Raw genomic sequence first — 25,581 nt, forward strand, 5'->3', positions numbered from 1 at the left:
CGCTGTTGTTCTCTCTGTTCAAGGCAGCAAGCGTCGTCTGAGCGTTGGTTTTAGGGCTAAAGAGCAAGTCCTACCGGCCCGCCGAATCACCCTGATTGCCCCCAGCCCGCCTTCCACCGATGTGGCAGTCAAGCTGGGGGTTTTTCCATGGGAATTCGACGAGCAAGACCTGTCCAAAGCCTGTCTCACGCGTCGTGAATGGGGCCAGGCATGGGTCTTGTTGAGCGAATCAAGTGAGACTGTCGAACTGTCGGAATTTGCTGATCTCGTTCATGGGTCCCGGGATGCTCTGCATTGCGCATCCACCTGGCTGTGCCTTGAAAATGGCGATGATCTGTTCCGTTTCAAGCAAGGCAGGGTGAATCCGAGATTGCTTCCTGAGGTTCGCTCCAGGCGACTCGAGAGGCGACGGCAGCAACTTGAGCAAACCCGGTTTCAGTGCTGGATGGACTATTTCGGCGCCAAGCAGGGCACTGACCACCAAGAGCTCGATCAGCTCCATCACGAATGGATTGAACAGCTCATTCGTTTTTGCGCCGGCACCATCAGCCTCGACGACCTCTCAACTGAGCTTCGTCAGTCCTTGGTGATGTTGCGTTTGGATCAAAGCCGCGGAGATGTCCGTGAGCGACTCGTAAGCCTTGGTCAGCTGGATCCTCACCAGCTCACATCCATGGCCGGCACGCCTTGGACTGACGGCTTCAATGCTGAGCTCACTGCTGAAGCCGAGCGCCTGATTCTGCTCAGCCTTGAGGATCAACCCGGTGATTCAGAGCGTATTGATCTCACCCATCAGCCTTGCGTCACCATCGACGATGCCGAGACAAGGGATATCGACGATGCCCTAGGGCTCGAGCGACTGGCTGATGACCAACTGCGGATCTGGATACACATCGCAGATCCAGGTCGTTTGATCACAGCCGGCTCGCCCCTTGATCTGGAAGCACGCCGCAGGGGCAGCAGTTTGTATCTGTCCAGGGGAATTCTGCCGATGTTCCCATCGAACCTCTCAACCGAGGTGTTCAGCCTTAAAGCAAGCCGGCGAAACGCTGCCTGGAGCACATGGGTTGATCTTGATTCCACGGGGGACGTCAACGCCAGCGGGATCTGTCGAAGCTGGGTGAATCCTCGCTATCGGCTCACCTACGACGACGCCGACGAACTGATTGATTTCGCGCCACCGGAAGAAGCCGATCTCTCTGATCTTCACGCACTTCTTGCCACCAGGCGTCACTGGCGTATGGAACGGGGAGCGTTGTTGATGGATTTACCGGAAGGCCGCATCCGTTGTCGTGATGGTCAGCCAACTGTTGAGATCACCGAGCCCAGTCCGTCACGCGAAATGGTTGCCGAAGCGATGATCCTCTGCGGCACCGTTGCTGCCACCAAGGGCATCGACAATGCCCTGGCGCTTCCGTTCCGAAGCCAGCTACCTGCAGAGCTGCCAACGCCGGCTCAACTTGAAAGTCTGGGCGACGGTGCGGTGCGGTTTGCCGCCATCAAGCGCTGTCTCAGTCGCGGGTTGATGGGAACCACACCGGCAGCCCATTTCAGCCTTGGTGTTCCTGCTTATACCCAGGCCACATCACCGATCAGACGCTATGGCGATCTGTTGGTGCAGCGGCAGATTGCCGCCATGCTTTCCCTGGATGGACATGATGACCCTCTGGATAAGGAGTCATTGCAGACTCTTCTTCAACAGCTTGAAACGGCTGTTCGCGAAGGACTTGCCGTGACCCGGGAAGATCAGCGGCACTGGCAGCAGGTTTGGTTCGAGCATCATTCCAGTGAACGTTGGCCGGTTGATTTTCTGCGTTGGTTGCGTCCACAGGATCGGTTGGGACTGGTGCGTATCGAAGAGCTTGCCCTTGATCTTGCTGCTACCTGTCCACCAGACAGTGAACCCGGTGATGGGCTGGTGCTGAGCGTGGCAGGAGTTGATTCCGTTCGCGATCAGCTCCATCTGGTCGCGGACGTCCGTGGGACTGGTTGAACACGGAATCATGCCAGTAGTGCCCGGAGACGTCGTGCGAGTGCTTCAAGGGGAGCGCCATCAGTAGGGGCTGAGCACCGTTCACCGGTCTCCCCGTTCATCCAGACCGGGTGCTGTCCGTGCCAAAGGATCGGTCGTGCGGGCTGATCAGCCCAAGAAAGGGTGAGATTGAGATCGGCTCCGCTGCGATAGAGCTCCAACTCGAGATCATTGTCCTCGAGACGAATCCCATGGGTATCGCGGCATTCGATCCTGCCGCAGTAGTCCTCAATGGTTGCACTTTCCTCTGAAACAACTGCATGGAGCAACGGCTTGCGACACAGATCAGCCGCTGCTGCGATCAGGGTTTCAAGCGGCGCACAGGACGCCATCTCAGAAGGCTTCAATCGAACGGATCAACAGCTGGATGGATCCAGATCGATAGCCGGGGTTGGCCTCGCCGTCGTCACCGAATCGCGAATGAAGCAGCTGAAGCCGCGTAATGCAAGAGGAATCAAATCGGAGTGGCAGCTTGATTGGACTCGCCCTCACTACGGGCTTGAGCTGGTCAAAGGGAATCTCAACCACCGTTGTGCCATTCGACTGGGTCGGCACGGTCGACACCCATCGCAACCCGCCAGGAATGAGCTCCGTCAGGCCGAGAACGCCGTCGCGGCAGGCCACCGCAAACTTGAAGCTCCGCCCCTGACCATCCAGGGATAGTCGAAGACCACTGAAAGCAGTCAGATCCAAAGGCGGCTTGTAGACCGGAGAGCGGCAACTGACGAAGCCACCGCCTTCACTCACCACTTCACCTTCGAGTAGGAGTCCGTCATCGGTGACACGACAGCTGGCTTGACTTGACCCACCCATGATCGTGTCATTCAAATTGGACCAGGCATGGAAGGTCTCCCCAGATGCAATCACACGGATCTGGGGTGCGGGTTGGGGTGGTGGCGTCGTCAAAGACCTCGGGATGCAGCCTGATCAGCGAGCACAAGAATCTCCATGCTCGGTGATACAAGTTTCGCAGGGGTCCGTTCGGACGATTCCGAAGGGTCAATCAGGCGAGACAGTGCCTGATGCTTGCCTTCTCCACTGACAAGGAACAGCACTTTCCTCGCTGCACTCAACACAGGCGCTGTGAGTGTGATCCGATCAAGTCCCTTGCCACGGCCAATCGTTGTCCATTGATCACGCACCGTCGGAGCATCCGTTCCCGGAAACAGCGAAGCGGTGTGACCGTCATCACCAAGTCCGAGAAGCATGAGATCAAACACCGGCGGATTTCCTTCACAGACCTTGTTTACCAATGAAGCAAAAGCCTCCGCACTGGCTTCTGCTGTGGGTAGTTCCACGGTGGGAACAGGATGAAAGCAGGCACGTGAGCCTGGGTGACCCGCCTTCAGAAGTGTGTTGCGCAGCATCCGAGCATTGCTGGATTCATCATCAGCGGCGACCCAACGTTCATCTCCCAGAAAGACATCCACACGGTCCCAGGGCAGGTGTGCTTCACCGAGAAGGTCGTAGGCACGGGCGGGAGTGCTGCCGCCCGAGAGGGCAATCTGAGCGCGATCACGCTGATCGAGAGCCAAATCAATGGCAGCACCAATGTGATCAGCGGCGCGGCGGGCCAGATCCTGTGGATCTGAGGCCCGCTCGATGCGATAAGAGGTCATCGGTCTGAGCTCAGTTCAACCACTCAGTGTGGAAGATCCCGTCTTTATCGACACGCTCATAGGTGTGCGAGCCAAAGCAATCGCGCATGGCTTGAACCAGGTTCTGAGGCAAACGCGAGGTGCGATAGCTGTTGATGTAATCGAGAGTGCTGCTCAGGCAGGGAACGGGGATTCCAGCTTCGGCAGCACCAGCCACCACCTTGGCCAACCCTGGCAGTCGGCGGTTGACCTGCTCTGCAAACCAGGGATCGATCAGCAGGTTGGCCAACTGAGGATCAACGTTGAACGCATCCTGAATGCGTTTCAGCAGCCGGGCACGGATGATGCAGCCACCCTTCCAGATCTGAGCAATCGAAGGCATGTGGAGGTTGTAATTGTGCTCGGCAGATGCGATGCGCAACAGCTCCATCCCCTGGGCGTAGCTGGCCATGCAAGCCAGAACCATGGCATCCATCAGTGGTGCCATGCCATCGGCGGGGGTTCCCATGTCGAAGGACTTGATTGCTGGGCCCTTGAGAATCGGCTCTGCCTTGATCCGCTGTTCCTTCATGGAACTCATCACCCTCCCGTTCAAGGAGGCGTAGATCGTGGGCACGGATGCCCCCATCTGCAGAGCACTTACCACAGTCCAGAGGCCCGTTCCCTTCTGGCCGGCCTTGTCCTGGATTTTCTCCACCAGATCGGCTCCGTCATCGGGATCTTTGGTGCGCAGGCACACTTCCGTGATCTCAACGAGGTAGGAGGAAAGCTCTTCAGTGCTGTTCCAGTGGGCGAAAACGTCGGCCATCTGGGTGCCGTTCATGCCACCCACCCGCTTCATCAGGTCGTAGCCCTCAGCGAGGATCTGCTCAATTCCGTATTCGATGCCGTTGTGAACGGTTTTCACGAAGTGACCTGAACCACCCGGACCGATGTAGGTCACACAAGGGCCGTCCTCCACCTGGGCAGCCATTTTTCGAACAAGGCTCTCAATAGCGTCGTAAGACGCTTTGGTGCCTCCAGGCATCATGCTCGGCCCTTCAAGAGCACCTTTGGCGCCACCTGAAACGCCCATGCCGATGAAACCGAAGCTTTTGCTCTCCAGCTCAGCGACGCGACGTTCTGTGTCGTGATATTCGGAATTTCCACCATCGATCAACAAGTCACCCTCTTCGAGGAAAGGGGAAATCTGCTGAATCACGGCATCAACAGGGCCTCCGGCCTTCACCATCATCAGGATTCGACGGGGGCGCTCCAGCTTGTTGACGAAGTCTTGGAGGTCTGTGGCGCCTTGAATGTTCTTGCCGGCACCGCGCCCAGACAGGAACTCCTCCGTTTTGGAGTAGGTGCGGTTGTAAACAACGCTTGAAAAACCGTTGTTCTCGGCATTGAGGACGAGGTTCTCCCCCATCACTCCGAGACCGATCAGACCAAAGTGGGCCTTGGACATGGTCACTTCAACCATTCACTGGCGTTAGTGTGACCACGTCACCGAGGTTCGGCTGCAACCTGGATAACCTCTGTCAGGAATGAGTGATCAGATCACCGTTCCATCGGGAATCGAGGCGTTCTTTACGACAACGACGATGCCGTTACGAATGTAGAAGCCATGCTCAGGGCGATCAGCTTCTTCGACGTGATCCTTGTTGACGATGGTGACGTTGCTGCCGATGCGGGCGTTCTTATCGAGAATCGCTCGCTTCACAGTCGTTCCCTTGCCGACACCCAGAGGGATGCCCCCCCGTTCCTTCAAAACAGCCCTTTCATTGGATGATTCGAAGAAATCCGAACCCATCAACAGAGAGTCCTGAAGAACCACTTCGTCCTCAACGCGGCTTCTCACCCCAAGCACCGAGTGGTGGATGCTGCAGGACTTGAGAATGGAACCTTCACCGATGATTGAATCGGTGATTTGAGAGTCCACCAGCTTGCTGGGAGGCAAATACCGAGGCCTGGTGTAGATCGGAAACTCTGCGTCGTAAAAACTGAACGGCGGTGAAGGCTGCTGCGTTAAGGCCAAATTGGCCTCATAGAACGCACCTATGGTGCCGATATCTTCCCAATAATCATCGAAGACGTAACTCTTCAGACGATCTCCACGCTCGAGTGCTTCGGGGATGACTTCCTTGCCGAAATCTTTATGGGTTGGATTTTGGTGAAGAAGATCGAACAGGGTGTCACGACTAAAAACATAAATGCCCATGGAGGCGAGGTAAGGGCGCTCCTTCGCCGACTCAGCACTCAGTCCAAATCTGGAGGTATCAACAGCCATCTCTAAAAGAGAGTCACCCTTGGGCTTTTCCCTGAACTCCAGGATCTGACCCTCTTGGTCGGTGCGCATCAGACCAAAAGCTTCTGCCTGTTTGGCGTCAACGGGGAGGGCCGCGACGGTCAAGTCAGCGCCGGTGCTGCGGTGGTGATTGATGAACAAGCTGTAGTCCATGCGGTACAGCTGATCACCCGAGAGGATCAGATATTCGTCAACGTCCCACTCCTGAAACAACCACTGGTACTTGCGAACAGCATCAGCCGTTCCTTCAAACCATGAAGGACTTTCAGGAGTCTGTTGAGCAGCCAGAACCTCGACGAACCCTTGACCGAAGCCAGCCGACAAGTTGTAGGTCTGGCTGAGGTGTCTGTTGAGAGAGGCACTATTGAACTGCGTCAACACATACATCTTGTTGATGTTGGAGTTGATGCAGTTGCTGATCGGAATATCAATCAGTCGGTACTTACCAGCGAGTGGAACTGCGGGCTTCGCCCGCATTTTGGTGAGGGGGTAGAGACGCGTTCCTGCGCCCCCCCCGAGAATGATGGCCAGAACGCGCTTCATGCCGCCCCCGCAGATCGGCGTTGCGGAGCAAACTTACCGGACTTTTCCCATTCTCAACCGGGTGATGGGCAAGATCCGCCAAGAATGGTGCGAATCAGTTCTGGACTGAGTCTTCGTCGGCTTGCAGATCAAACAGGCGCTCCACGACTGAGAGAGCGTTTTGACGATCAGAACGCGGCTGAGGGCTTCTGAGCGCGGTGACAGGTGTATGCAGAATTTTATTGATGATGCCCTTGCTGAGGGCTTCCACAACCTTGCGTTCCCGTGCTGAAAAATCCGGGCCCATGCGACTGAGTGCTTTCATCAGCTCCTCAGACCGGATGGATTCCATAGAGGAACGCAGGCGATTGATTGTGGGAACCGCTTCCAGGGAGTCCCACCATTCAAGGAACTGCCGTCCTTCCTCATCCAGAAGCCCTTGGGCTTCTCTAGCAACCTGCTGACGGGCCTCTTGGTTGCGTTCCACCACCTCTTTGAGGTCGTCGACGTCATGAGCTTCAACGCCCCCAAGACCCACCACATCCGCTGCGATATTGCGTGGAACACCGATGTCGATTAATCGAAGTGAGCTCCGTCTGTTCAGGGTCGCTAGACGCTGGGCATCAATAATCGGATCGTCAGCAGCTGTACTGGTGAAGACCAGAGAACAAGTGCTCAAGCAATGATCGAGATCCTTCAGCGGTCTGCACTGGACAGGAAGGGTCGGGAAATCTGCAGCGAGAGCTTCGGCTCTCGCGACCGTTCGATTCAGCAGGACAACACCGGAAGCACCTTTCGCCTGGAGATGTTGCAGCAGCAGACGGCTCATCCTGCCTGCCCCGACCACGGCGACCTGCTCATCTTCAAGCGTGACAAGTTCGTCGAGACCGCGGGTCTGACCAAGCTTGAGCTGGGCCAATTCAACAGCAGCGGAACTGATTGACACGGCTCCTGTGCCGAGATTCGTTTCCGAGCGGACGCGTTTACCGGTACTGACGGCCTGGGTCAGAAGCCGGTTCAAAATTGGGCCAAGGGACTTGTGCTCCTGGCCGAGACGCATCATTTTCTTGACCTGGGAGAGAATCTGCCCCTCGCCAAGAACCAGACTGTCGAGCCCTGCAGCTACACGCAGCAGATGCGCGACCGCATCTTCGTGGTGGTACGCAAAGAGGTGGGGCTTCAGATCCCCTGTCTGCAGACCGGAGTGACCACTGAGAAACTCCCTTACGGCACTAATCCCCAACTCAGGATTGCGGACAAGCGTGTAAATCTCAAGACGGTTGCAGGTGCTGAGAATCGAAGCCTCCAGCACCTGGTCATGACCGCGCAAGTTCTGAAGGGATTCCTCCATGGTTTGCTCAGGGATGCTGAGCTTTTCGCGCACTTCAACCGGTGCCGTTCGATGACTGAGGCCGACAACGGCTATGTGCATGGAGAAATCCCTTGTTGCGTGAAAAAGAGGTCAGCTCAGCGCGATGCTCTGAGCCCCATCTTTGATGTGCACCGTGTTGGTGAAGCGGCAGGTGTTGTCGAGGTTGCTGATCACCAGGCTGCTTGTACGTGTGCAGTCCGACTCGAATTTAACGCCGTGGAACAGGAGGCCATCAGTGATACCACTACCGGCAAACACCACGTGCTCTCCAGAGGCCAGCTCTTCAGCTTCATAAATCTTGTCGGGATCTGCAATACCCATTTCAGCCAAACGGGCGAGATTGCCCTCTTTGGTGAGATCTGCCCACTCCTTGGTCTGCGCTACTGCGGGGTCGTACACGAGCTGACCCTGGAAGTGACCGCCAAGAGCGCGCATAGCCGCAGCGGAGATCACGCCCTCGGGGGCAGCACCGATGCCCATCAAGCAGTGGGTTCCCGTACCAGCGAATCCACAGGCGATCGCAGCCTGCACATCACCATCAGAAATCGGCTGAACCCGAGCGCCGGTGGCGCGGATTTCAGCGATCAGATCCTTGTGACGTGCACGATCCATCACCACGATGGTGAGTTCACTTGCCGCCATCCCCAGACATTCGCTGAGAATTTTGATGTTTTCAGTGGCTGACTTGCGGATATCCACCTTGCCTTTGGCTGCCGGAGGAGCCGCCAGCTTCTTCATGTAGAAGTCCGGAGCATTGAAAAGACCACCGCGATCTGAGGCAGCCAGAACGGCCATGGAGCCCCTCTGGTTGTTGGCACACAGATTTGTTCCTTCGCAGGGGTCGACGGCGAAGTCGACTCCCGGGCCGGACCCACTGCCGACTTCTTCACCGATGTAGAGCATGGGAGCTTCATCACGCTCCCCTTCACCGATGACGATGCGGCCTTGCATTTGGATCTGACCCATGCGCTGACGCATGGCTTCGACAGCTGCGGCATCGGCTTCATCCTTTTTGCCGAGACCAGTGAGGCGGGCGGAGGCGATAGCCGCCTGCTCAACGACCTCGAGAATTTCCTGGATGAGAGTGCGATCCACGGGAGTGCGGCGGGGGGGACGAACGCGGAGAGTGTCAGCTCACTGGGCTTGGTGCCACTGGGCTTTTCACTCAAAAGCGCGGCTCACTGTATCAGCGACTTCCGCACTCTTTACAATCGACTGGTCTCAGCAGTCTTCCCGTCATGAGCACCAAGTCCCTGGTGGTCTCCCCATCCATCCTTTCAGCGGATTTCTCACGACTCGGCGAGGAGGTCAAAGCTGTTGACCAAGCCGGCGCTGATTGGATCCACGTCGATGTGATGGACGGACGCTTCGTTCCCAACATCACCATCGGTCCCCTGATCGTTGAAGCTTTGCGACCGGTCACGACCAAGCCCTTGGACGTGCATCTGATGATCGTTGAACCGGAAAAGTACGTTCCTGATTTCGCCAAGGCCGGCGCGGACATCATTTCGGTTCAGGTTGAGGCATGCCCACACCTGCATCGCAACCTGGCTCAGATCAAGGATCTTGGCAAGATGGCGGGTGCCGTTCTGAACCCCAGCACCCCACTGAGCACCCTGGAGTATTGCCTCGAACTTTGTGATCTGGTGCTGATCATGAGCGTGAACCCAGGTTTTGGTGGACAGAGCTTTATCGAAAATCAGGTTCAGAAGATTCGTGATCTCCGTCGCATGTGTGATGAGAAAGGTCTGGATCCCTGGATTGAAGTGGATGGTGGCGTGAAAGGTGGAAATGCCTGGAAAGTGATTGAAGCTGGTGCGAATGCCATTGTGAGCGGCTCCGGAGTGTTCAATCAGGCCGATTACGCGACCGCCATCCAAGGCATCCGTGACAGCAAGCGCCAAGAAGCTGTGTTGGTTTGAACTCCGGGGCTCTGATTTTGCTGGATCGTCAACTTCCAAAGTTGGCGCATCCAGCAAACCACCGCCTTCAAATTTCAAAGAAAATCACAGTAATCATCATCACTCTCTGCCTCCCTTGCCTGGATCGCTAATGCCGAAAGGGGCAAAAGGATGGCGAGTCCGACAAATAATTCCATGAAATGGATGCATCAAATCCAATGATGATTAACCATGCTGAAGTGTTCTGCACCAATTAATACCTTTTTCGAATTGTATTCAAACGATCATTTTTCCTACAGCTTTTTATTTGTTGACATTCTCCATTCGGTTGCGGGTGTTACATCATGTCGGTAGATCGGCTAATTAGTTTTGAATTTCACGATTTAGCTCAATGTCTTGGGAACGAAATTTGATGATGGCCAGGACTCGTCTGGGCTCTTCAACCGTACGGATGAATGAAGGCGATTACAGGATTTGTGACAGCGATCATCACTGCAGGATCGTTTCCGAGCTTTCAGTAGCTGATAAGGCGTTCAGGTTGCAAGAACAAGGTTATCGAGATTCGTTTCCCAGAATTTTTGAATCAATTGATCGATCATCCACTTGCTGAATCACGAGGTTGACCGGATTAGGCATCAAAGAACCAGCCATAGCTGTGCAATCCGATACCAAGCAGGTTGACTCCGATGTAACAGACAACAATCACAACCAAACCCAACGATGCAACCAAAGCTGGCCGCCGTCCCTGCCAGCCGCGGCTTAGACGAGTGTGCAGATAAGCGGCATAAACCAGCCAACAGATCAAAGCCCAGGTTTCTTTGGGATCCCAGCTCCACCAGCTGCCCCAGGCCTCATTGGCCCAGACAGCACCACTGATGATTCCCACTGTCAAAAGCAGAAAGCCCACGGTGATGGTTCGATAACTCAGGCTGTCGAGCTGTTCACTTCGAGTGAAATCAAGCGATGACAGCTGCAGTTCCGGCGACGTGCGCAATGCAACGGAAGCGTCATTCCCAGAGATTGCAACGGCTCTTCGATAGGCACCAGTACCGATCGAGCTGCTGCGCAGCTCCAATTGTTGACCGCGATCCGTAACAAGCACAGCAACAGACAGCAGTGATCCCACCAGAAGGGCGGCATAACTCACCATGATCACGCTCACATGCATCACCAACCAGCTGCTGCGAAGAGCAGGAACCAAAGGGGAGGCTTGTTGCAACTGATCAGGCAGGGCGAAGCTGGCGAAGGCGATACACCCCAGACCCATGGGTGTTGCGGATGCAGCCACAAGCGGTGAAGCCCACTGACGTTCCACCAACAACTGGGTGAGTGTGCAAGCCCAGGCAAGGAAGCACAGCGATTCGTAAAGATTGCTGATCGGGAAATGGCCGGATTGCCACCAACGCAACACAAGCTGCGCAGTCAAGAGCAGATTGGCCAAGCCCAAGAGAGAGCGCACGCCACTGGAGCTGCGACCGTTGGACAGGGCCCAGAAGCACCACGGAAGGGCCGTGAGCAGCAAAGCAAACGCTGCCAACCCCAATAACAGCACCGGTTCTGAAGCAATGGATTGCAGATCGAAACTCCCCAAAGCAGCCAACAGACGATCAAGAGTGACTTGATTCTGCCGGGAAGGATCAGCGGCTGGCTTGCCGCAGCAGAAAACCACCTCCAGCCAGAGAAATCAAAACAGGAGACCATGCAGCCAGCAGTGGCGGAAGGGTGCCTTTCACTCCAAGGGAACTGAAGCTGAAACTCAGCACGTAGTACACAAGAATCAACACCACGCTGATCCCGAAGCCCTGACTGCGGCTTGTACGGCTGTTGGGCTTCGCTCCCAAGCTGGAGCCAATCAGGCCGAAAACCAGGCAGGCCATTGGCAAAGTGAATTTCTCCTGAATTCTCACTTGAAGCCGCCGTGCTTCCTTGATATCACCAGCCTGTTCAAGCAGCTCCTTTGCACGAAGCGCTTCAGCAACCGTCATGTTGTTAGCATCCTTCGGCAACTGGGCGATGCGGATTGGTGCTGCGCTGAGCGGATAAAGATACTGATCAAAATCAGCAGATGTCGTACTTCCAGATGGAGTGAGTGTGAGAATCTGACCATCGAAGAACTGCCATTTAGCTTGGCGTTCGTTCCAGACAGCACGATCGGCCACAAGCATTTGGGTAAAGCCAGCACGGGTGAAATCAAGGACGGTGACTCCACTCATCACACCATCGAGAAACTGACGGGCATAAAACAGTTGAGCCAATCCTTTGCTACTGCTGCCATCGGGGTCTTCAATTCGTCCGAAACGGGAATACACGATGTTGCTTCCCTTTTCTGTGGCAATGGCCTTCCCAAGGGCACGACGCAGAGTTATTTCAGCGGAACGGTTTGCTCTCGGCACCAGTACATCGTTGAAGACGAAGGTGAGGCCTGACATCACCAGTGCCAGAATCAAAGCAGGCACAATCATGCGTGTAGCTGTTACACCCACGCTGCGCAGGGCGGTGAGCTCACTGTTGGCTGACAAACGGCTATAGGCCAGAAGCGACGCCATGAGCGTGGCCATCGGGAATGAGATCACCAAAAAACTGGGCAGCCGTTGCAAAAGCACTTGAACCGCAATCGCCACGGGGAGACCCGACTCAACGATCTGTCGCACCAGTTCGAACATCACCCCCACGGAAAGGGAAACCACGGTGAATGCTGCAATCGCAAACAGCAGTGGACCCAGTAGCTCGCCGATCAACCAACGATCCAATAAGGGAATCCGCTGGACGAGACGTCGGATGGAGGCCTTGACGGATTCGATCACAGTTGGAATCCCTCACCGAGATAGTGACGACGGACGAGCGGGTCGTGAGCGACCTGCTCAGACAAGCCGGAGGCCAAGATGCTTCCGTCGGTGAGGATGTAGGCACGATCAGTGATCGCCAGGGTTTCACGCACGTTGTGGTCGGTAATCAAAATTCCCATGCCCCGCTGCCGCAGGGAGTGGATGAGTTGTTGAAGATCGGCAACGGCAAGCGGATCCACGCCGGCAAAGGGCTCGTCTAAAAGCAGGTAGCGGGGGCCTTCCAAGCCCACGGCAAGGGCACGGGCTACCTCACAACGTCGCCGTTCACCACCAGATAACTGATAACCGCGACGGTTGAGGAACGCTTCGAGATGAAAATCCCGGATCAACTGTTGAAGACGTTCCCGGGACTGAACACCGGTCAGCCCACTTTGATCGAGCACCAACTGCAGGTTCTCCCGCACCGTGAGCTGACGAAAGACACTGGGCTCCTGAGGTAGATAGCCGATCCCGAGACGGGCACGCTGAGGCATGGACAAGTTGGCGACGGGATGGCCATCCAGCAGAACCTCTCCGCAGTCCGGCCGCAGCAAACCGATCACCAGGTTGAAGCTGGTTGTTTTGCCAGCACCATTCGGACCCAACAGCCCGATCACTTCTCCAGGATCCAAACTGAGGGTGAGATTTCTGACTAAGGGTCTCCCTCCCAGCGTGAGAGACACGCCATTGAGGCTCAAACTCATGGCGTTAGGGGTGTCTGTGCAGGCTGGTCTGGGCGCAGAATCATGGTGGATCTCACTTGCCCGCCCTGGTTAGGAACAGCCAAAGCCCGTTCATCATCAAGGTTGTAGGTGACTCTCTCTGCTTGCAGAGTGCTGCCATCGTCCTGGATCACATCCACATCACCACTGAGAACCAGTCGCCCTTCCCGACTGAAGTATTGGGCTTGCCGTGATGTGGCAACCATGCCCCTGGCGGGGTACACGATCCGAACATTGCCGGAAGCGGTGACCACACCTGTGACATTGTCGGCACTCTGGCTGTCCGACTCGATGGTGATCAGGCCATCATCAACCGGCTTGGCATCATCGGCTGGCGCCGGCAGGGGCTGAGAACGCACCAGCCCAACGGACGCCATTGCCAGCGCATACACGAGCAGACGTGTCAGGGCTTGGATGGCAGTGATCGAACGCGGCTTGAACAACTGTGCCTGACGAATGACCATGGAACATTCATGATCTCACGGGATCATTCGAGCGAGAGAGGGTTGGGGGCGGAAAGTCGTCCGGGTTACCTTTATTTTGCAGTGCTTGCAGGCGAGCACTGGCCACACTGTGAAGCGCCATGAGATCAAGGCCCAAAGCCGTCGGCAGAGATGCTTTGAGGCGACCGATGCCCTCACCGAGAAGGATGGTTGCACCGCGGATATTACCTCTTTCGAGGTGCACATGGGCTACTGCAATTTGAAGGATGCCCTGAAGCAGTCGCCGGTCTGGGTTGACCTGTTCATGCCAGAGCTCCTCAAAGGCATCATGGGCTTCGTACCAGGCTCCTGAGTTGAACAACTCAAGAGCGATGGTGAAACGAGGATCGTCGACAAGATTCAACGCTTGGCCATCTTCTTGGCAGGGAGTTTGCGAAGACGGATGGACTCCGGCGTGACCTCAAGCATCTCGTCGGGGCCGATGTACTCCAGGGCTCGTTCCAGCGTCATCTGTACAGGAGACTGGAGCGTGTCGAGCTCTTCAGCGCCTGCTGAACGCATGTTAGTGAGCTGCTTGGCTTTGCAGACATTGATCTCTAGGTCCTGGGGACGATTGTTCTCGCCGATGATCATTCCTTTGTAAACCTTCGTTCCCGGTGAGATAAAGAACTGCCCACGATCTTCAGCATTTTTGAGAGCGTAGAAGGTTGCCGTTCCTTCCTCGAATGCAATCAGCACACCATTTCTACGGGTATCAAATTCACCCATCATCGGTCTGTACTCGAAGAAGGAGTGGCTCATGATTCCCTCTCCCCTGGTGGCACGGATGAACTCTCCCCTGAAACCAATCAGACCACGGGATGGAACAACAAATTCCAGTTGGGTGCGCCCATCCTGGCCAGTCTCCATGTTTTGCATTTCGCCCTTTCGAGTTCCAAGTTTCTCGATGCAGGAGCCAACAGCCTCTTCCGGCACATCCATGACCAGTGTCTCCACAGGTTCACAGGGAGTGCCATCGATCGTGCGGTAGATCACCTGAGGCTGGGACACCTGGAATTCGTAGCCCTCGCGACGCATGGTTTCGATCAGGATTCCAAGGTGAAGTTCACCGCGGCCACTGACGGCAAAGCGATCTGGAGAATCGGTGTCCTCCACCCGCAGTGCCACGTTTGTGAGGAGTTCTCGTTGCAGACGGTCTCGGACCTGACGACTCGTGACGAACTTGCCCTCTTTGCCAGCGAAGGGTGAGTCGTTGACCACGAAGGTCATCTGGAGAGTGGGCTCATCCACTTTGATCAAGGGAAGTGCCGTTGGCTCATCAGGGCAGGCGATGGTCTCCCCAATGTTCACGTCATCAAAACCTGCAACGGCGACGAGATCTCCTGCTGAAGCAGTCTCGATTTCAACCCGTTGCAAGCCTTCGAAACCGAGAAGCTTGCTGATGCGTCCCTTCTTGACGATTCCGTCATCTTTGATCAGCGCAGCATTTTGCCCCTGCTTGATCATGCCGTTGTGAACACGACCAATGATGATTCGACCAAGAAAATCGGAATAATCAAGGGTTGTGATCTGAAGCTGAAGAGGCTTCTCGGGGTCACCAACCGGGGGCGGAACATGGCGCAGGATGGCATCAAACAGCGGACGCATGTTTTCGCTGTCTGTCTTCATGTCTGGCTTGGCGAAGCCTCCTAAGCCACTCCCGAACAAGTAGGGAAAGTCGCACTGATCGTCGTCAGCACCCAACTCGATGAACAGATCCAACACCTTGTCGACCGCTGTTTCGGGGTCGACGCGGGCTCGATCGATCTTGTTGACGAACACGATCGGGCGCAGTCCCTGCTCGAGAGCCTTTTTCAGCACAAAGCGGGTCTGGGGCATGGGGCCCTCGTTGGCATCAACGATCAGCAGACAACCGTCGACCATGCCGAGCACCCGCTCAACCTCGCCGCCGAAGTCGGCGTGGCCAGGGGTATCCACGATGTTGATGCGCGTGTCGTTGTAGGTGACCGCTGTGTTCTTGGAAAGAATGGTGATGCCGCGCTCACGCTCCAGATCATTGGAGTCCATCACGCAGGTGGGCACGGCCTCGTTGTCCCGGAAGATGCCCGACTGGGCCAGCAGAGAGTCGACCAAGGTCGTCTTGCCATGGTCAACGTGGGCGATGATCGCGATGTTGCGAATCGCCTTTTGCTGGGCGCTCATGGGGGTCCGTGTTGGGGGCGAAGGGTCGCTGGGACGCCCGTAGGCGCAGCCGGTGAAGACTATCTCAACGTGAGATCGATGGAGTCCCCTGTGCACGATTCGCGCGAAGACTGCCCCGGGTGACACCGAGACGATGCTCAATCTGTTCGCGGCGCCACACCTCAGCGGAGGGCATACGGCCTTGCAGTGCATCGCCGTACAACAGCACTCGCCGCTTGGTGGCTTCAGCATCTTCATCGAGCAGGTCAAGGCGGAAATGCCGCAGACCGCGCGCGCACATGGCTGGAAATGCCTCAATGCCTGTCTGTGCGGTTCCGTTGAACAAGGTGTTGCGACATCCGAGGTCTGCTCGAAGAGGATGCTCAATACCGCTGCGGTCTTTCAGCAGAACGGTATGGGTCTCACAGGGTCTGCCGCAATCCGTGTGATCGTGCCCATCAGAGAGCAATGCGCAGAACAGGCAATGCTCCATATGGAAGAGAGGCATGTGCTGGTGCAGCACAACCTCCAGACGATCAACAGGGGCGTTCTCGGAGAGCTCAAGCAATTGCTGGAGGTTTAAGTCGCAACTCGCTGTGACCCTTTGCAGTCCCCAGTGCTCAAGAAACCAGAGAAGGCTGAGGGGATTGGCCACATTCAGGCTGAAATCGCCTCGGCAAGGCGCTGCATCGCAGAGACGCTCGAGCTGATCGGCATTGCGCACAAGAAAGCCATCGGGGTTGGCGCGCACAAGTGGATCCAATGTCCACCCCTCATCGGGACGGATCACCTTGGGGCCGGTCAACCAGATGCCATCACTCCAGCAACCCCGGGCTATGGCAACGGCCTCTTTGAGCTCACGGGGCAGCTCCAGGTCGGCGACGACCCCTTGAATCGGCGTTGCGTCGCCAAGTTCCATCAAGCTCTTGAGCTGGTCGAGACTTCTCACCAGCACAGTGAGCCGAGGAGGCTGATCCCCTGTATCGGCCGGCAGACGGTTGATGCAGCTCCGGATCAGCTGACGTCGTTCATCTCGATTGGAAGCTGCAATGCCTTGTCGTTGTGTTGTCCCGGCGTTCCCCGGGACAACTCCCGCCTCAGCCATCGCTTGAAGCAGGGCTCGACGGAGACGGTTGAGTTCGCCGATTGGCTGAAAAAGCGACTCAGAGAGATCAAGCCGCAGATGCTCAAGTCGCCAGCCTGTTCCTCCAAGACGTCCGAGCTGAGCGATCAGACGCTCACGATTGAGACCGTGATCCTTGGCTGGCTCGAGCAAGCGATCACTGAATACCGCCAGTGGCTGGCCCTTTGACCACTGCGGTAACTCCAGTTCGAGCACCAGCGGCTCACCGATTCGCCCGCGCACGAACAGAGAAAGCGGAACATCCTGAGGAGGGGTTTCTCGACCGGCTCGGCGGCTCCAGGTGGATTGCCACTGGGGATCACTGGTAAGCCAAACAGGGGCTCCCGGACGGAGCCCCCTTGGATCAACACGGCCTGGCCCCAGCTTCAGGCGCCAGCTGCCTTCTCCGGAAGACACAGATTCCATGATTCTGCCGCCCACCTCTCGGGGAACCTGAAAGGCCCCGCCCTCTGATGCAGCCACTTCCAGCACGACGCCCTGACCGCGGAGGGGCTCGTTCTCAGCCTGAACCTCGATCCAGCCGCGGGGATGCACCTTGACCAGATGACCGAAGGACGGACCGCGCTTCTTGCTCCAACGACCATGCACCAGAGCTGCGTGGTCAATGCCTTCAAGCCATCCAGTGCTCAGGCCCCGTGAAAAACCGAGTTCCAGCTGAAGTCGAGTGGTATCTGGGTCGTCAAGGACACCGTCAATGGAGCGGCGATACACATCGGTAACCGCAGCTACGTAGGTCGCACTTTTGAGCCTTCCCTCAATCTTGAGGCTGCTGATGCCGATCCTCGCGAGTTCGGGGATCAGAGACCATGCAGCAAGATCCTGGGGTGAGAGCAAATAGCGTTGGTCGCCGAGGTCACGCTCCTCACCATCCACGATGAACTGGTAAGGGAGTCGACAAGCCTGGGCGCATTCCCCCCGGTTGGCACTGCGTTGACCAAGAGATTCGCTGGTCAGGCACTGGCCTGAGTAGGCCACACACAGCGCGCCGTGAACAAAAACTTCGAGCGGCACATCTAGCTGACGTTTCTTGAGCTGTTGCTGGACTCGTTCCAGGTCTTTCAGGGTGAGTTCCCGTGCCATCACAACCCGCTCGCAACCAGCAGCGGCGGCTTGAGCCACACCTGCGGCACTGGTGACCGACATCTGGGTTGAAGCATGCAATGCCAGGCCGGGCACGAGCTCTCTGGCGAGAAGACAGAGACCAAGGTCCTGCACGATCAAGGCATCAACCTCGGCCATCCAGCACTCCACCAGAAGCTCGGAGACCTGCTCGAGCTCCTCGGTGAACACCAAAACGTTGAGGGTGAGAAACCCCTTGACTCCTCGCGCATGCAACCAGCCCATGATCTCGGGGAGGTCACGAATGTTGAAATTTTCAGCTCGCAGCCGGGCATTGAAAATCTCAACCCCGAAATACACCGCGTCGGCCCCTCCAGCAACGGCAGCCTTGAGGGCATCCCAATCTCCAGCAGGTGCCAGCAGTTCCGGTAGGCAGGGCATCGTCACCGACCGTCAGCCAACCTTCGTGCCGGTTCGAACGCGCGCAAGGCCTCTGACGATCCTTCAAAACGCCAATGCCAGGGCTCATAGCTCACCCCCTGGGGATTGACGACCGGAAATGAAAGCGTGAAGTGGTAACTGGCTGCGTGATCCTGCAACCAACGGAAGGCGCGCGTGTTTTCAAAGGATTGCGCGAGGTTTGTGGCGGGATCTTCACCGTCCCCGAGATCAACGGCAAATCCAGTGCTGTGTTCGGAATAGCCCGGTGGTGCAGAGACCTTGGCCCGTTCGGCCGCAGATTGATTGCGTTCCGACTTCACATCAAAAAAGATACTTTTTTGGAGGTCGTGGGACCGGTAGCCGCTGAGAAGACGCAGATCCACACCATCCGAAGCCGCTGATCGACGCATGGCATCGAGCGCCAGAGCCGCATCACGGTGCAGTTCAATTCCTGCCTCCACCGGCACAAGGACATCAACGCCGGCCTCGGGGTAGGGAAAGTGCCCAAGCAAACGCCCGTCGCCCGAGGGACGGGCATCAATCCCCTCAACTGATGCAGGGGGGCGAGTCCCATTCAGCCACTCAGGTACAAACAGCACCGTGGCAAGGGATGCGGAGAACACCAGTCCGCATGCAAACAGCAGACCTAAACCACCACGACGTTTCGGTGAAGCCGATCGGCTACGACGCGCCACCGGGATATCGTCGCGGTTGACATCGCGGGATCTGCTGCGGCTGGCGACAGCCCGTGACACGACGTTTATTGCAGTGTTGTTTCGATCGTAAGGGGGGGCGCCAGTGCAACCCTCGCTTAGGCCTCAGCGGTGATAGCTTTTCAATAACAATCCAGCGGAGTGAGCTGAGATGCTGAGAGTTGCCGTCGTCGGAGGTGGTCCGAGCGGATCTTGCGCAGCCGAGATTCTTGCCAAGGCTGGCATCAGCACCTGGTTGTTTGAGCGAAAACTCGACAACGCCAAGCCCTGTGGAGGCGCGATTCCCTTGTGCATGGTTGAAGAATTCGACCTGCCGGAATCGATCATCGACCGCAAAGTGCGGAATATGAAGATGATTTCCCCCTCCAACAAGGAGGTTGATATCAAACTTGATCCCCTCGGGTACGACGACAATGCCTACATCGGGATGTGCCGCCGGGAGGTCTTCGATGCCTACATGCGCAATCGCGCTGCTGAGCTCGGTACAACTCTGATCAACGGCCTTGTTCAGAAAATTGATACCGGCAGCGCACGTCAGGGTCCTTACACACTTCATTACGCCGACTACAGCTCCGGTGGTCCTACCGGTGAACTCAAGACCCTTGAGGTGGATTTGATCATCGGTGCTGATGGAGCCAATTCCCGTGTCGCCAAAGCCATGGATGCCGGCGACTACAACGTGGCGATCGCCTTCCAGGAACGCATCAAACTGCCTCCCGAGGAGATGACGTACTACGAGGATCTGGCCGAGATGTACGTCGGAACCGATGTGTCTCCAGATTTTTATGCGTGGGTATTCCCCAAATACGACCATGTGGCCGTTGGAACTGGGACCATGCAACAAAATCAGTCCCTAATCAAGGGGCTGCAGAAGGGAATTCGTGAGCGAGCCCGTAAGCGTCTCTTCAAGGGCGAGGTGATCAAGGTGGAAGCCCATCCGATTCCAGAACATCCAAGACCACGTCGCGTCGTTGGCCGGATGGCCCTGGTTGGTGACGCCGCCGGTTACGTGACCAAGAGTTCTGGTGAGGGGATCTACTTTGCAGCGAAAAGTGGCCGGATGTGTGCGGAAGCCATCGTTGAGATTTCAGCGAACGGCACCCGCATACCCACGGAAAAAGAGATCAAATCCACTTATCTCAAACGCTGGGATCGAAAGTACGGAGCTACCTACGCCGTTCTCGACATTCTCCAGCGGATTTTTTATCGCAACGATGCGGCCCGCGAAGCATTCGTGGAAATGTGTGATGACCGCGATGTGCAGAAACTCACTTTCGACAGTTATCTGTACAAGAGGGTGGTGATGATGAATCCCTGGCAACAGATCAAACTCACCCTGCGCACGTTCGGAAGTTTGCTCCGAGGCGAAGCTCTTGCCCCAGCGGGCTATGACGCCGTACCTTCCGCTGTGGGGCGTTCAGAGGGGGATTTTCTTGCCGATGAAGCAGCACAGGCCATCAAGGCTCAGGTTCACAGTGGGGCAACAACAGAGCCGAACGAGCGACCCACCGTTACCACAGGCTGAATGGCCCCCAGCTTGATCTGCGATCAGCGGATTCAGCTAGGGGGGTCACGCAATTTCAAGTCTGAATGTTGTCGAAACGGGCCAGTACGGATGCTTGATTGCGCAGCACGCCCAACAGGTTGAGTCGATTGCGCCTTACTGAAGGATCGTCGGCCATCACCATCACACTCTCGGCCCCATCAAAGAAGGCTTCCAGGGTGCGGGCAGCACCCTGGAGTTTCTGAGCCAAGCCTTCGTAATCTCTTGCTAGAGCGAGTGGACTCAGAGCTTCGAGTTCCACCAGCAGCGCAGCTTCGCTTGCTGAATCGAAGAGTGCAGCATCCACGACGCCTTCAACAGAGAGACTCGAGTGAGGCAGATCACCTTTGTCGGCTAATCGGGTTGCACGCTGGACAACGGCCTGAAGATCTTGCAAACGTCCAGAATTGCGCAGATTTTTCAACAGCAGCAAGCGATCTCTCGCATCCACTGGATCCTCCAGCAAGCGGTCAGTACTGACCCCATCCCCGCTGACTGCCTGCACCAGATCGATCGGAAATCCATCCTCTTCGAACTGGGACACCATCCGCTGACAGAGGAGCTGTCCAAGATCCTCGGCCAGGACTGAGGCTTCAACCTTGAAATCTGGGAAACGCTCAACCCAGTGCGTTGCCGCGATTCCAAAGAGTGACTGGAGTGGAAGTCTCCAGCCTCGATTCCAGAGGATCTGAACAATTCCATTGCCTGCTCGCCGTAGGGCATAGGGGTCAGAGGATCCCGTCGGGCGCTGCCCCTTGGCAAAGATGCTCAACAGCAACTCGATCCGTTCCGCTAGAGCCAACAGGGCTCCTGCATCACTGGTTGGAGGAGCATCACCAGCACCAGCAGGCTGGTAGTGCTCTGCTACCGCCAGTGCCACTTCACGGGCTTCTCCTTCCTCAAGAAGGTATTTGCCGCCCATCAAACCCTGCAGCTCAGGGAATTCACCCACCATCTGGCAGACGAGATCGTGTTTGCATAGATGGGCAGCGCGTCTGGCATGGCTGGCGATGGTCCCCTCGAGTTGAAGCGAGAGAAGCAATTGATCCATGACCCAGCTGATCCGCTCGCTTCGGTCGAGAAGCGTTCCCAATCCCTCCGCAAACGTGACCCTTGCCAAGCTGAGTCGCCGTTGCTCACTGGACTGACGCCGATCCACGGTGAGGAAGAATTCGGCATCAGCCAGTCGGGCTCCAAGAACGCGTTGGTTACCGCTGACAATGGTGACTGAAGCGGAATCCAACCCATTGCCCACGAGAAGGAATTCCGGCTTGAGAACATTGCGGGCCTGAAGCTGCAGGGGGTCATCGACTGCCTGTCGATGCCGCAGCGGGACGTAACGCTGATGGGCCTTCATCACCGTGACAATCACTTCCGGTGGCAGCTCAAGGAAGCGATCCTCAATCTTGCCTTTTAGTACTGAAGGTGATTCAACAAGATCAACAAGCTCCTGAAACAGAGAGTCCGGGCAATCCGCTTGTCCACCACAGCGCTCGGACTCAAGCGCAATCGCAGCGCGGATGGTTTCAGCCCGTTGATCCCGGTTCACCATCACCCCAGCTCCATCCAGTTGTTCCAGAAGTTCCTCGGCGGACTTCACCTCCTTCAACGGTTGATGCAGACGATGACCACGGCTCCTACGACCACTGGTCACCACAGGATCAGCGGCATCCAGAGTTACAGGGATCACTGAGTCACCAAGCAGAACGACAAGCCAGCGAACCGGTCGACTGAAGCGCTGCTCACCACGCCCCCAGCGCATGAATCGACGGCCCTGAAGAACATCGATCCAACGGGGAACACACTCGCCGAGCAGAGCGGAACTGGGCTGGCCTGGGGTCTTGACCCGTGCGAATAAACAAGGGCCTTTCGGCGTGTCCTTGGGCTGGAGATCCTCTGGATCGACACCGCAGCGTTTGGCAAAACCGATGGCAGCAGGTCCAGGCCGGCCATCGACCAAAGCCTGGGAGACAGGTGGTCCTTTACGGTCTTCCTCCAGATCAGGCTGCGAATCGATCAGGTCCTTCACAACCACAAGCAGCCGACGCGGCGTTCCCGTCACCGACAGCTCACCGTGCGCGAGCCGCAAATCGTTGAGATCACTGTGAATCCTCTGCTCCAATTGCCGAAGGGCCGAGGGAACAAAATCGGCGGGCAGTTCTTCAGTGCCGATCTCAAGCAGAAACGTGTTCGCCACAGCACGCGGATAACCAAGAGTCGACTGTATTGGAAGCCGCTTCGCTAGCTTCAGTTGGTCGATGCAGCTCTTTGCCGGTGAGTCAGTCCAGTGTGGAATCCGCCACGGAATCAATCACTGCCAGGCTGCCGAAGGCTGAGCAACGCAAGCTTGACAGTCGTCATCTGCGGGATCCCCTGCTCGATGAACTCGCGAACGAACTCCCCTACTTCAGTGAAGACGCCCTTCAGTTGCTGAAATTCCACGGGAGCTACCAACAAGATGACCGGGATAAGCGAGAGAAAGGAAAAGACAAGACCTGGCAGATGATGCTGCGGCTACGTAGCCCTGCTGGTCGGATCCCTGCGCAGTTGTTCCTGGCCATGGATGACCTTTCCAATCGCCTGGGCGATGGAACACTGCGTGCCACGACACGTCAAGCCTTTCAGATGCATGGCATCCCGAAAGGAGATTTGAAAGAAGTGATTGGAACCATCGTCGAAAACATGGGCTCCACGCTGGCGGCCTGTGGAGATATCAACCGGAACGTCATGGCGCCGGCTGCGCCTTACGCCAGAGGCGCTTACCCCGCGGCACGTCAATTGGCTGATGAAATTGCGGATGTTCTCAGTCCCGAGGCTGGTGAGGCCTCTTATCTCGACTTATGGATCGATGGTGACCTCAGTTATCGCATCCGCCCTTCGCGAACGGTGAAGGCAGCCCGGTCACGTCAGCGCGATTCCGGCATTTTTTCGGGTAGCAACGACGAGCCTCTCTATGGGGACACCTATCTCCCAAGAAAGTTCAAGGTGGCCGTGACGGTCCCTGGAGACAATTCCGTTGACCTTCTTACCCAGGACATCGGCCTTGTGGCCTTCACCGATACCTCAGGTGCCCTAATCGGTTGCAATGTTTATGTGGGAGGCGGTATGGGCCGCACCCACAACAAGGAAGAGACTTTTGCGAGAGTCGCCGACCCCCTTGGTTATGTCGCAGCAAGCGATGTCCTTGATCTGGTGCAGGCGATCCTGGCCCTGCAGCGAGATCACGGTGATCGGCAGATCCGCCGGCACGCCAGGATGAAATACCTGCTTCATGACAAAGGCGTGTCCTGGTTTAGGACCGAGCTAACGCAGAACTACTTCCGTGGTGATCTGAAGGGTCTCCGCAACGAGCCGAAAGCGAAACTCAGTGATTACCTCGGCTGGCACCGACAGCAACCTGGTGTTTGGTTTGTTGGTATCCCTCTGCTCTGCGGACGCCTTGAGGGTGCATTCAAAGCTGGTCTTCGCGAGATCGTTGATCGCTACCAGCTTGAACTGCGTTTAACGCCCAACCAGGACGTGCTTCTTTGCAACATCGGCAGCTCTCAGCGCAATTCCGTGCGCGACGCGCTGTCGGACCTTGGGGTTCAAACGCCGGAGGCACCGCCACCGCTGGCACGTCATGCCATTGCCTGCCCTGCCTTGCCAACCTGCGGACTTGCCATCACAGAGTCGGAGCGCATCCTCCCTCAGGTTCTTGAGCGTCTGGATGCACAACTCAGCAAGCTCGAAATCGAGAAGTCATTGCTGTTTCGCATGACGGGATGCCCCAATGGTTGTGCTCGTCCTTACATGGCAGAACTCGCTCTTGTTGGCAGCGGTGTCAACCAGTACCAGTTGTGGCTCGGTGGAAGTGCCAATCTGCAACGCCTGGCGAAGCCTTTCCTGCAACGCATGCCGCTGGATGAGCTCGAAAACACTCTGGAACCGCTATTTGTGAGCTGGAAGGACGCTGGTGGACGAAGAGGCTTTGGTGATCACGTGAGCCGGCTCGGTGACGAACGGGTTGCCGAACTGCTCGCTTCTGCGCATTAGTGGCCATCCACTCGGCCATAGATGGCCATTGAAGTCTTTACGGTCCAAGCCCACAGCTGATCGCCATAGCTGAAATGCCACCATTCATTGGGGTGTCGGACAAATCCGGCATGGGCCATGGCTCCATGCAGCGTTGACCGACGCCGATGCCAGAGGAATTCAGAACTCTTGGGATTGGCACTTGCAGCAGATTCATAGTGATCTGGCAGGGACTGAGGGCCAATGGCATCAATCTCTCCCCCCATCAACAGGGACGATCCATAGGCATCGGCCAGCGTTAGATCGATCGCTCCCCCCGTGCTGTGAGGGGGTGGCATCGAAAGGTCATCACTGGGCGGTGCCCAGAAACGACCAACATCGCGCTGCACGTCCTCCAGCTCCAATGCCCAGTGCGGCATGGTCGGTTGAAGGCCTCGACGCACACATTCCTCCTTGACTGCGTGCTCGACCATGAAGGCTTGAACACTGACGGGTCGCCAGGCATCAAACACAAGCAACTGGATCGGACCGATCTCGGGATCCTGATGCTGGGTGAGATGGTTCTGCGCTTGGACGAGACGGGTCAACACGCTCGAGCGCACCCTGAAGGGATCACACAGATGTCCGTAAGGGGCACCAAGTTCTGCGTAGGGATGGGGATCAAGACAGAGAAACGAACCTCTGAGGGACTCCAGCGGTTCGCCGCAATCCTTGATGGCCACGTCACTCCAGGGCCGGCGCATCGGAGGCATTCAAACCAAAAGAACTGTATTTTGTTGAG

At 56.6% G+C, this 25,581-nt stretch carries 21 protein-coding genes; 4 read left to right on the plus strand and 17 right to left on the minus strand.

Annotated features, from left to right (window positions below; translation table 11 throughout):
• The first annotated feature begins 37 nt into the window (after window positions 1-37).
• Window positions 38-1,993, plus strand: a complete 1,956-nt coding sequence (locus SynMEDNS5_RS06370) for a ribonuclease catalytic domain-containing protein (RefSeq protein ID WP_186585878.1) — start codon at window positions 38-40, stop codon at window positions 1,991-1,993.
• An 8-nt stretch (window positions 1,994-2,001) separates the two neighbouring features.
• Here SynMEDNS5_RS06370 and SynMEDNS5_RS06375 read toward each other — a convergent pair whose 3' ends face one another.
• The 7 genes from SynMEDNS5_RS06375 to glpX form a co-directional block, all read right to left on the minus strand.
• Complete coding sequence (locus SynMEDNS5_RS06375) at window positions 2,002-2,364, minus strand: hypothetical protein (RefSeq protein ID WP_186585732.1); 363 nt, start codon at window positions 2,362-2,364, stop codon at window positions 2,002-2,004.
• A 1-nt stretch (window position 2,365) separates the two neighbouring features.
• Window positions 2,366-2,938, minus strand: coding sequence for a CIA30 family protein (locus tag SynMEDNS5_RS06380; RefSeq protein WP_186585733.1), 573 nt, complete (start codon window positions 2,936-2,938; stop codon window positions 2,366-2,368).
• Window positions 2,935-3,651 carry a 6-phosphogluconolactonase gene (gene pgl / locus SynMEDNS5_RS06385; RefSeq protein ID WP_186585734.1) on the minus strand — a complete coding sequence of 239 codons (717 nt, stop codon included), beginning with the start codon at window positions 3,649-3,651 and terminating at the stop codon, window positions 2,935-2,937. The genes SynMEDNS5_RS06380 and pgl overlap by 4 nt, the downstream gene beginning before the upstream one ends.
• Window positions 3,652-3,661: 10 nt before the next feature.
• A complete protein-coding gene (gene gndA / locus SynMEDNS5_RS06390; protein WP_186585735.1) occupies window positions 3,662-5,080 on the minus strand; it encodes an NADP-dependent phosphogluconate dehydrogenase in 1,419 nt (472 codons plus the stop codon).
• Between the two features lie 87 nt (window positions 5,081-5,167).
• On the minus strand, window positions 5,168-6,463 hold the full coding sequence (locus SynMEDNS5_RS06395) for a glucose-1-phosphate adenylyltransferase (RefSeq protein ID WP_186585736.1): 1,296 nt from the start codon (window positions 6,461-6,463) through the stop codon (window positions 5,168-5,170).
• 94 nt (window positions 6,464-6,557) lie between these two features.
• The gene (locus tag SynMEDNS5_RS06400) at window positions 6,558-7,874 is read right to left on the minus strand and encodes a glutamyl-tRNA reductase (RefSeq protein ID WP_186585737.1); all 1,317 of its coding nucleotides are present in this window, start codon (window positions 7,872-7,874) and stop codon (window positions 6,558-6,560) included.
• Between the two features lie 30 nt (window positions 7,875-7,904).
• Entirely contained in the window at window positions 7,905-8,909 is a 1,005-nt protein-coding gene (gene glpX / locus SynMEDNS5_RS06405) for a class II fructose-bisphosphatase (RefSeq protein ID WP_186585738.1), read from the minus strand.
• A gap of 143 nt (window positions 8,910-9,052) precedes the next feature.
• Between glpX and rpe the strand changes: the two genes are divergently transcribed.
• On the plus strand, window positions 9,053-9,736 hold the full coding sequence (gene rpe, locus SynMEDNS5_RS06410) for a ribulose-phosphate 3-epimerase (protein ID WP_186585739.1): 684 nt from the start codon (window positions 9,053-9,055) through the stop codon (window positions 9,734-9,736).
• A gap of 607 nt (window positions 9,737-10,343) precedes the next feature.
• Here the strand turns inward: rpe and ccsB are convergent.
• The 8 genes from ccsB to SynMEDNS5_RS06450 all read right to left on the minus strand — a co-directional run bounded on the left by ccsB (window position 10,344) and on the right by SynMEDNS5_RS06450 (window position 19,285).
• Window positions 10,344-11,306 (minus strand): c-type cytochrome biogenesis protein CcsB, encoded by a 963-nt coding sequence (gene ccsB, locus SynMEDNS5_RS06415; RefSeq protein ID WP_186585879.1) that lies wholly within the window; start codon window positions 11,304-11,306, stop codon window positions 10,344-10,346.
• A 46-nt stretch (window positions 11,307-11,352) separates the two neighbouring features.
• A complete protein-coding gene (locus SynMEDNS5_RS06420; protein WP_186585740.1) occupies window positions 11,353-12,519 on the minus strand; it encodes an LptF/LptG family permease in 1,167 nt (388 codons plus the stop codon).
• Window positions 12,516-13,244: an LPS export ABC transporter ATP-binding protein gene (gene lptB, locus SynMEDNS5_RS06425; protein ID WP_186585741.1), complete on the minus strand. Its 729-nt coding sequence runs from the start codon at window positions 13,242-13,244 to the stop codon at window positions 12,516-12,518. The genes SynMEDNS5_RS06420 and lptB overlap by 4 nt, the downstream gene beginning before the upstream one ends.
• Entirely contained in the window at window positions 13,241-13,639 is a 399-nt protein-coding gene (locus tag SynMEDNS5_RS06430; protein ID WP_186585880.1) for an LptA/OstA family protein, read from the minus strand. Before SynMEDNS5_RS06430 ends, lptB begins: the two co-directional genes overlap by 4 nt.
• A 94-nt stretch (window positions 13,640-13,733) precedes the next feature.
• Entirely contained in the window at window positions 13,734-14,108 is a 375-nt protein-coding gene (locus SynMEDNS5_RS06435) for a DUF309 domain-containing protein (RefSeq protein ID WP_186585742.1), read from the minus strand.
• A complete protein-coding gene (typA, locus tag SynMEDNS5_RS06440; protein WP_186585743.1) occupies window positions 14,105-15,907 on the minus strand; it encodes a translational GTPase TypA in 1,803 nt (600 codons plus the stop codon). Before typA ends, SynMEDNS5_RS06435 begins: the two co-directional genes overlap by 4 nt.
• A 64-nt stretch (window positions 15,908-15,971) precedes the next feature.
• Window positions 15,972-18,530: a U32 family peptidase gene (locus SynMEDNS5_RS06445; RefSeq protein ID WP_186585744.1), complete on the minus strand. Its 2,559-nt coding sequence runs from the start codon at window positions 18,528-18,530 to the stop codon at window positions 15,972-15,974.
• A 2-nt stretch (window positions 18,531-18,532) separates the two neighbouring features.
• Window positions 18,533-19,285 (minus strand): D-alanyl-D-alanine carboxypeptidase family protein, encoded by a 753-nt coding sequence (locus SynMEDNS5_RS06450; protein WP_186585745.1) that lies wholly within the window; start codon window positions 19,283-19,285, stop codon window positions 18,533-18,535.
• Between the two features lie 109 nt (window positions 19,286-19,394).
• On the opposite strand from SynMEDNS5_RS06450, the gene chlP reads away from it, so the two are divergent.
• Entirely contained in the window at window positions 19,395-20,768 is a 1,374-nt protein-coding gene (gene chlP, locus SynMEDNS5_RS06455) for a geranylgeranyl reductase (protein ID WP_186585746.1), read from the plus strand.
• Window positions 20,769-20,823: 55 nt separating this feature from the next.
• On the opposite strand, the gene glyS is transcribed toward chlP, so the two are convergent.
• On the minus strand, window positions 20,824-22,983 hold the full coding sequence (gene glyS, locus SynMEDNS5_RS06460) for a glycine--tRNA ligase subunit beta (protein WP_186585747.1): 2,160 nt from the start codon (window positions 22,981-22,983) through the stop codon (window positions 20,824-20,826).
• A 77-nt stretch (window positions 22,984-23,060) separates the two neighbouring features.
• Between glyS and SynMEDNS5_RS06465 the strand changes: the two genes are divergently transcribed.
• Window positions 23,061-24,821 carry an NADPH-dependent assimilatory sulfite reductase hemoprotein subunit gene (locus tag SynMEDNS5_RS06465; protein WP_255440357.1) on the plus strand — a complete coding sequence of 587 codons (1,761 nt, stop codon included), beginning with the start codon at window positions 23,061-23,063 and terminating at the stop codon, window positions 24,819-24,821.
• Here the strand turns inward: SynMEDNS5_RS06465 and SynMEDNS5_RS06470 are convergent.
• Window positions 24,818-25,543, minus strand: a complete 726-nt coding sequence (locus SynMEDNS5_RS06470; RefSeq protein ID WP_186585882.1) for a M15 family metallopeptidase — start codon at window positions 25,541-25,543, stop codon at window positions 24,818-24,820. The genes SynMEDNS5_RS06465 and SynMEDNS5_RS06470 overlap by 4 nt on opposite strands.
• Window positions 25,544-25,581 lie beyond the last annotated feature (38 nt).

Source organism: Synechococcus sp. MEDNS5 (genome assembly GCF_014279875.1).
Classification (GTDB): domain Bacteria; phylum Cyanobacteriota; class Cyanobacteriia; order PCC-6307; family Cyanobiaceae; genus Synechococcus_C.

What these genes read in the sequence shown, in the direction of transcription:
- SynMEDNS5_RS06375 (WP_186585732.1), bottom strand. Translation starts at nt 2,364, where the DNA reads ATGGCGTCCTGTGCGCCGCTTGAAACCCTGATCGCAGCAGCGGCTGAT.
- pgl (WP_186585734.1), bottom strand. Translation starts at nt 3,651, where the DNA reads ATGACCTCTTATCGCATCGAGCGGGCCTCAGATCCACAGGATCTGGCC.
- gndA (WP_186585735.1), bottom strand. Translation starts at nt 5,080, where the DNA reads ATGTCCAAGGCCCACTTTGGTCTGATCGGTCTCGGAGTGATGGGGGAG.
- SynMEDNS5_RS06395 (WP_186585736.1), bottom strand. Translation starts at nt 6,463, where the DNA reads ATGAAGCGCGTTCTGGCCATCATTCTCGGGGGGGGCGCAGGAACGCGT.
- SynMEDNS5_RS06400 (WP_186585737.1), bottom strand. Translation starts at nt 7,874, where the DNA reads ATGCACATAGCCGTTGTCGGCCTCAGTCATCGAACGGCACCGGTTGAA.
- rpe (WP_186585739.1), top strand. Translation starts at nt 9,053, where the DNA reads ATGAGCACCAAGTCCCTGGTGGTCTCCCCATCCATCCTTTCAGCGGAT.
- lptB (WP_186585741.1), bottom strand. Translation starts at nt 13,244, where the DNA reads ATGAGTTTGAGCCTCAATGGCGTGTCTCTCACGCTGGGAGGGAGACCC.
- SynMEDNS5_RS06430 (WP_186585880.1), bottom strand. Translation starts at nt 13,639, where the DNA reads ATGGCGTCCGTTGGGCTGGTGCGTTCTCAGCCCCTGCCGGCGCCAGCC.
- typA (WP_186585743.1), bottom strand. Translation starts at nt 15,907, where the DNA reads ATGAGCGCCCAGCAAAAGGCGATTCGCAACATCGCGATCATCGCCCAC.
- SynMEDNS5_RS06445 (WP_186585744.1), bottom strand. Translation starts at nt 18,530, where the DNA reads ATGCCCTGCCTACCGGAACTGCTGGCACCTGCTGGAGATTGGGATGCC.
- chlP (WP_186585746.1), top strand. Translation starts at nt 19,395, where the DNA reads ATGCTGAGAGTTGCCGTCGTCGGAGGTGGTCCGAGCGGATCTTGCGCA.
- SynMEDNS5_RS06470 (WP_186585882.1), bottom strand. Translation starts at nt 25,543, where the DNA reads ATGCGCCGGCCCTGGAGTGACGTGGCCATCAAGGATTGCGGCGAACCG.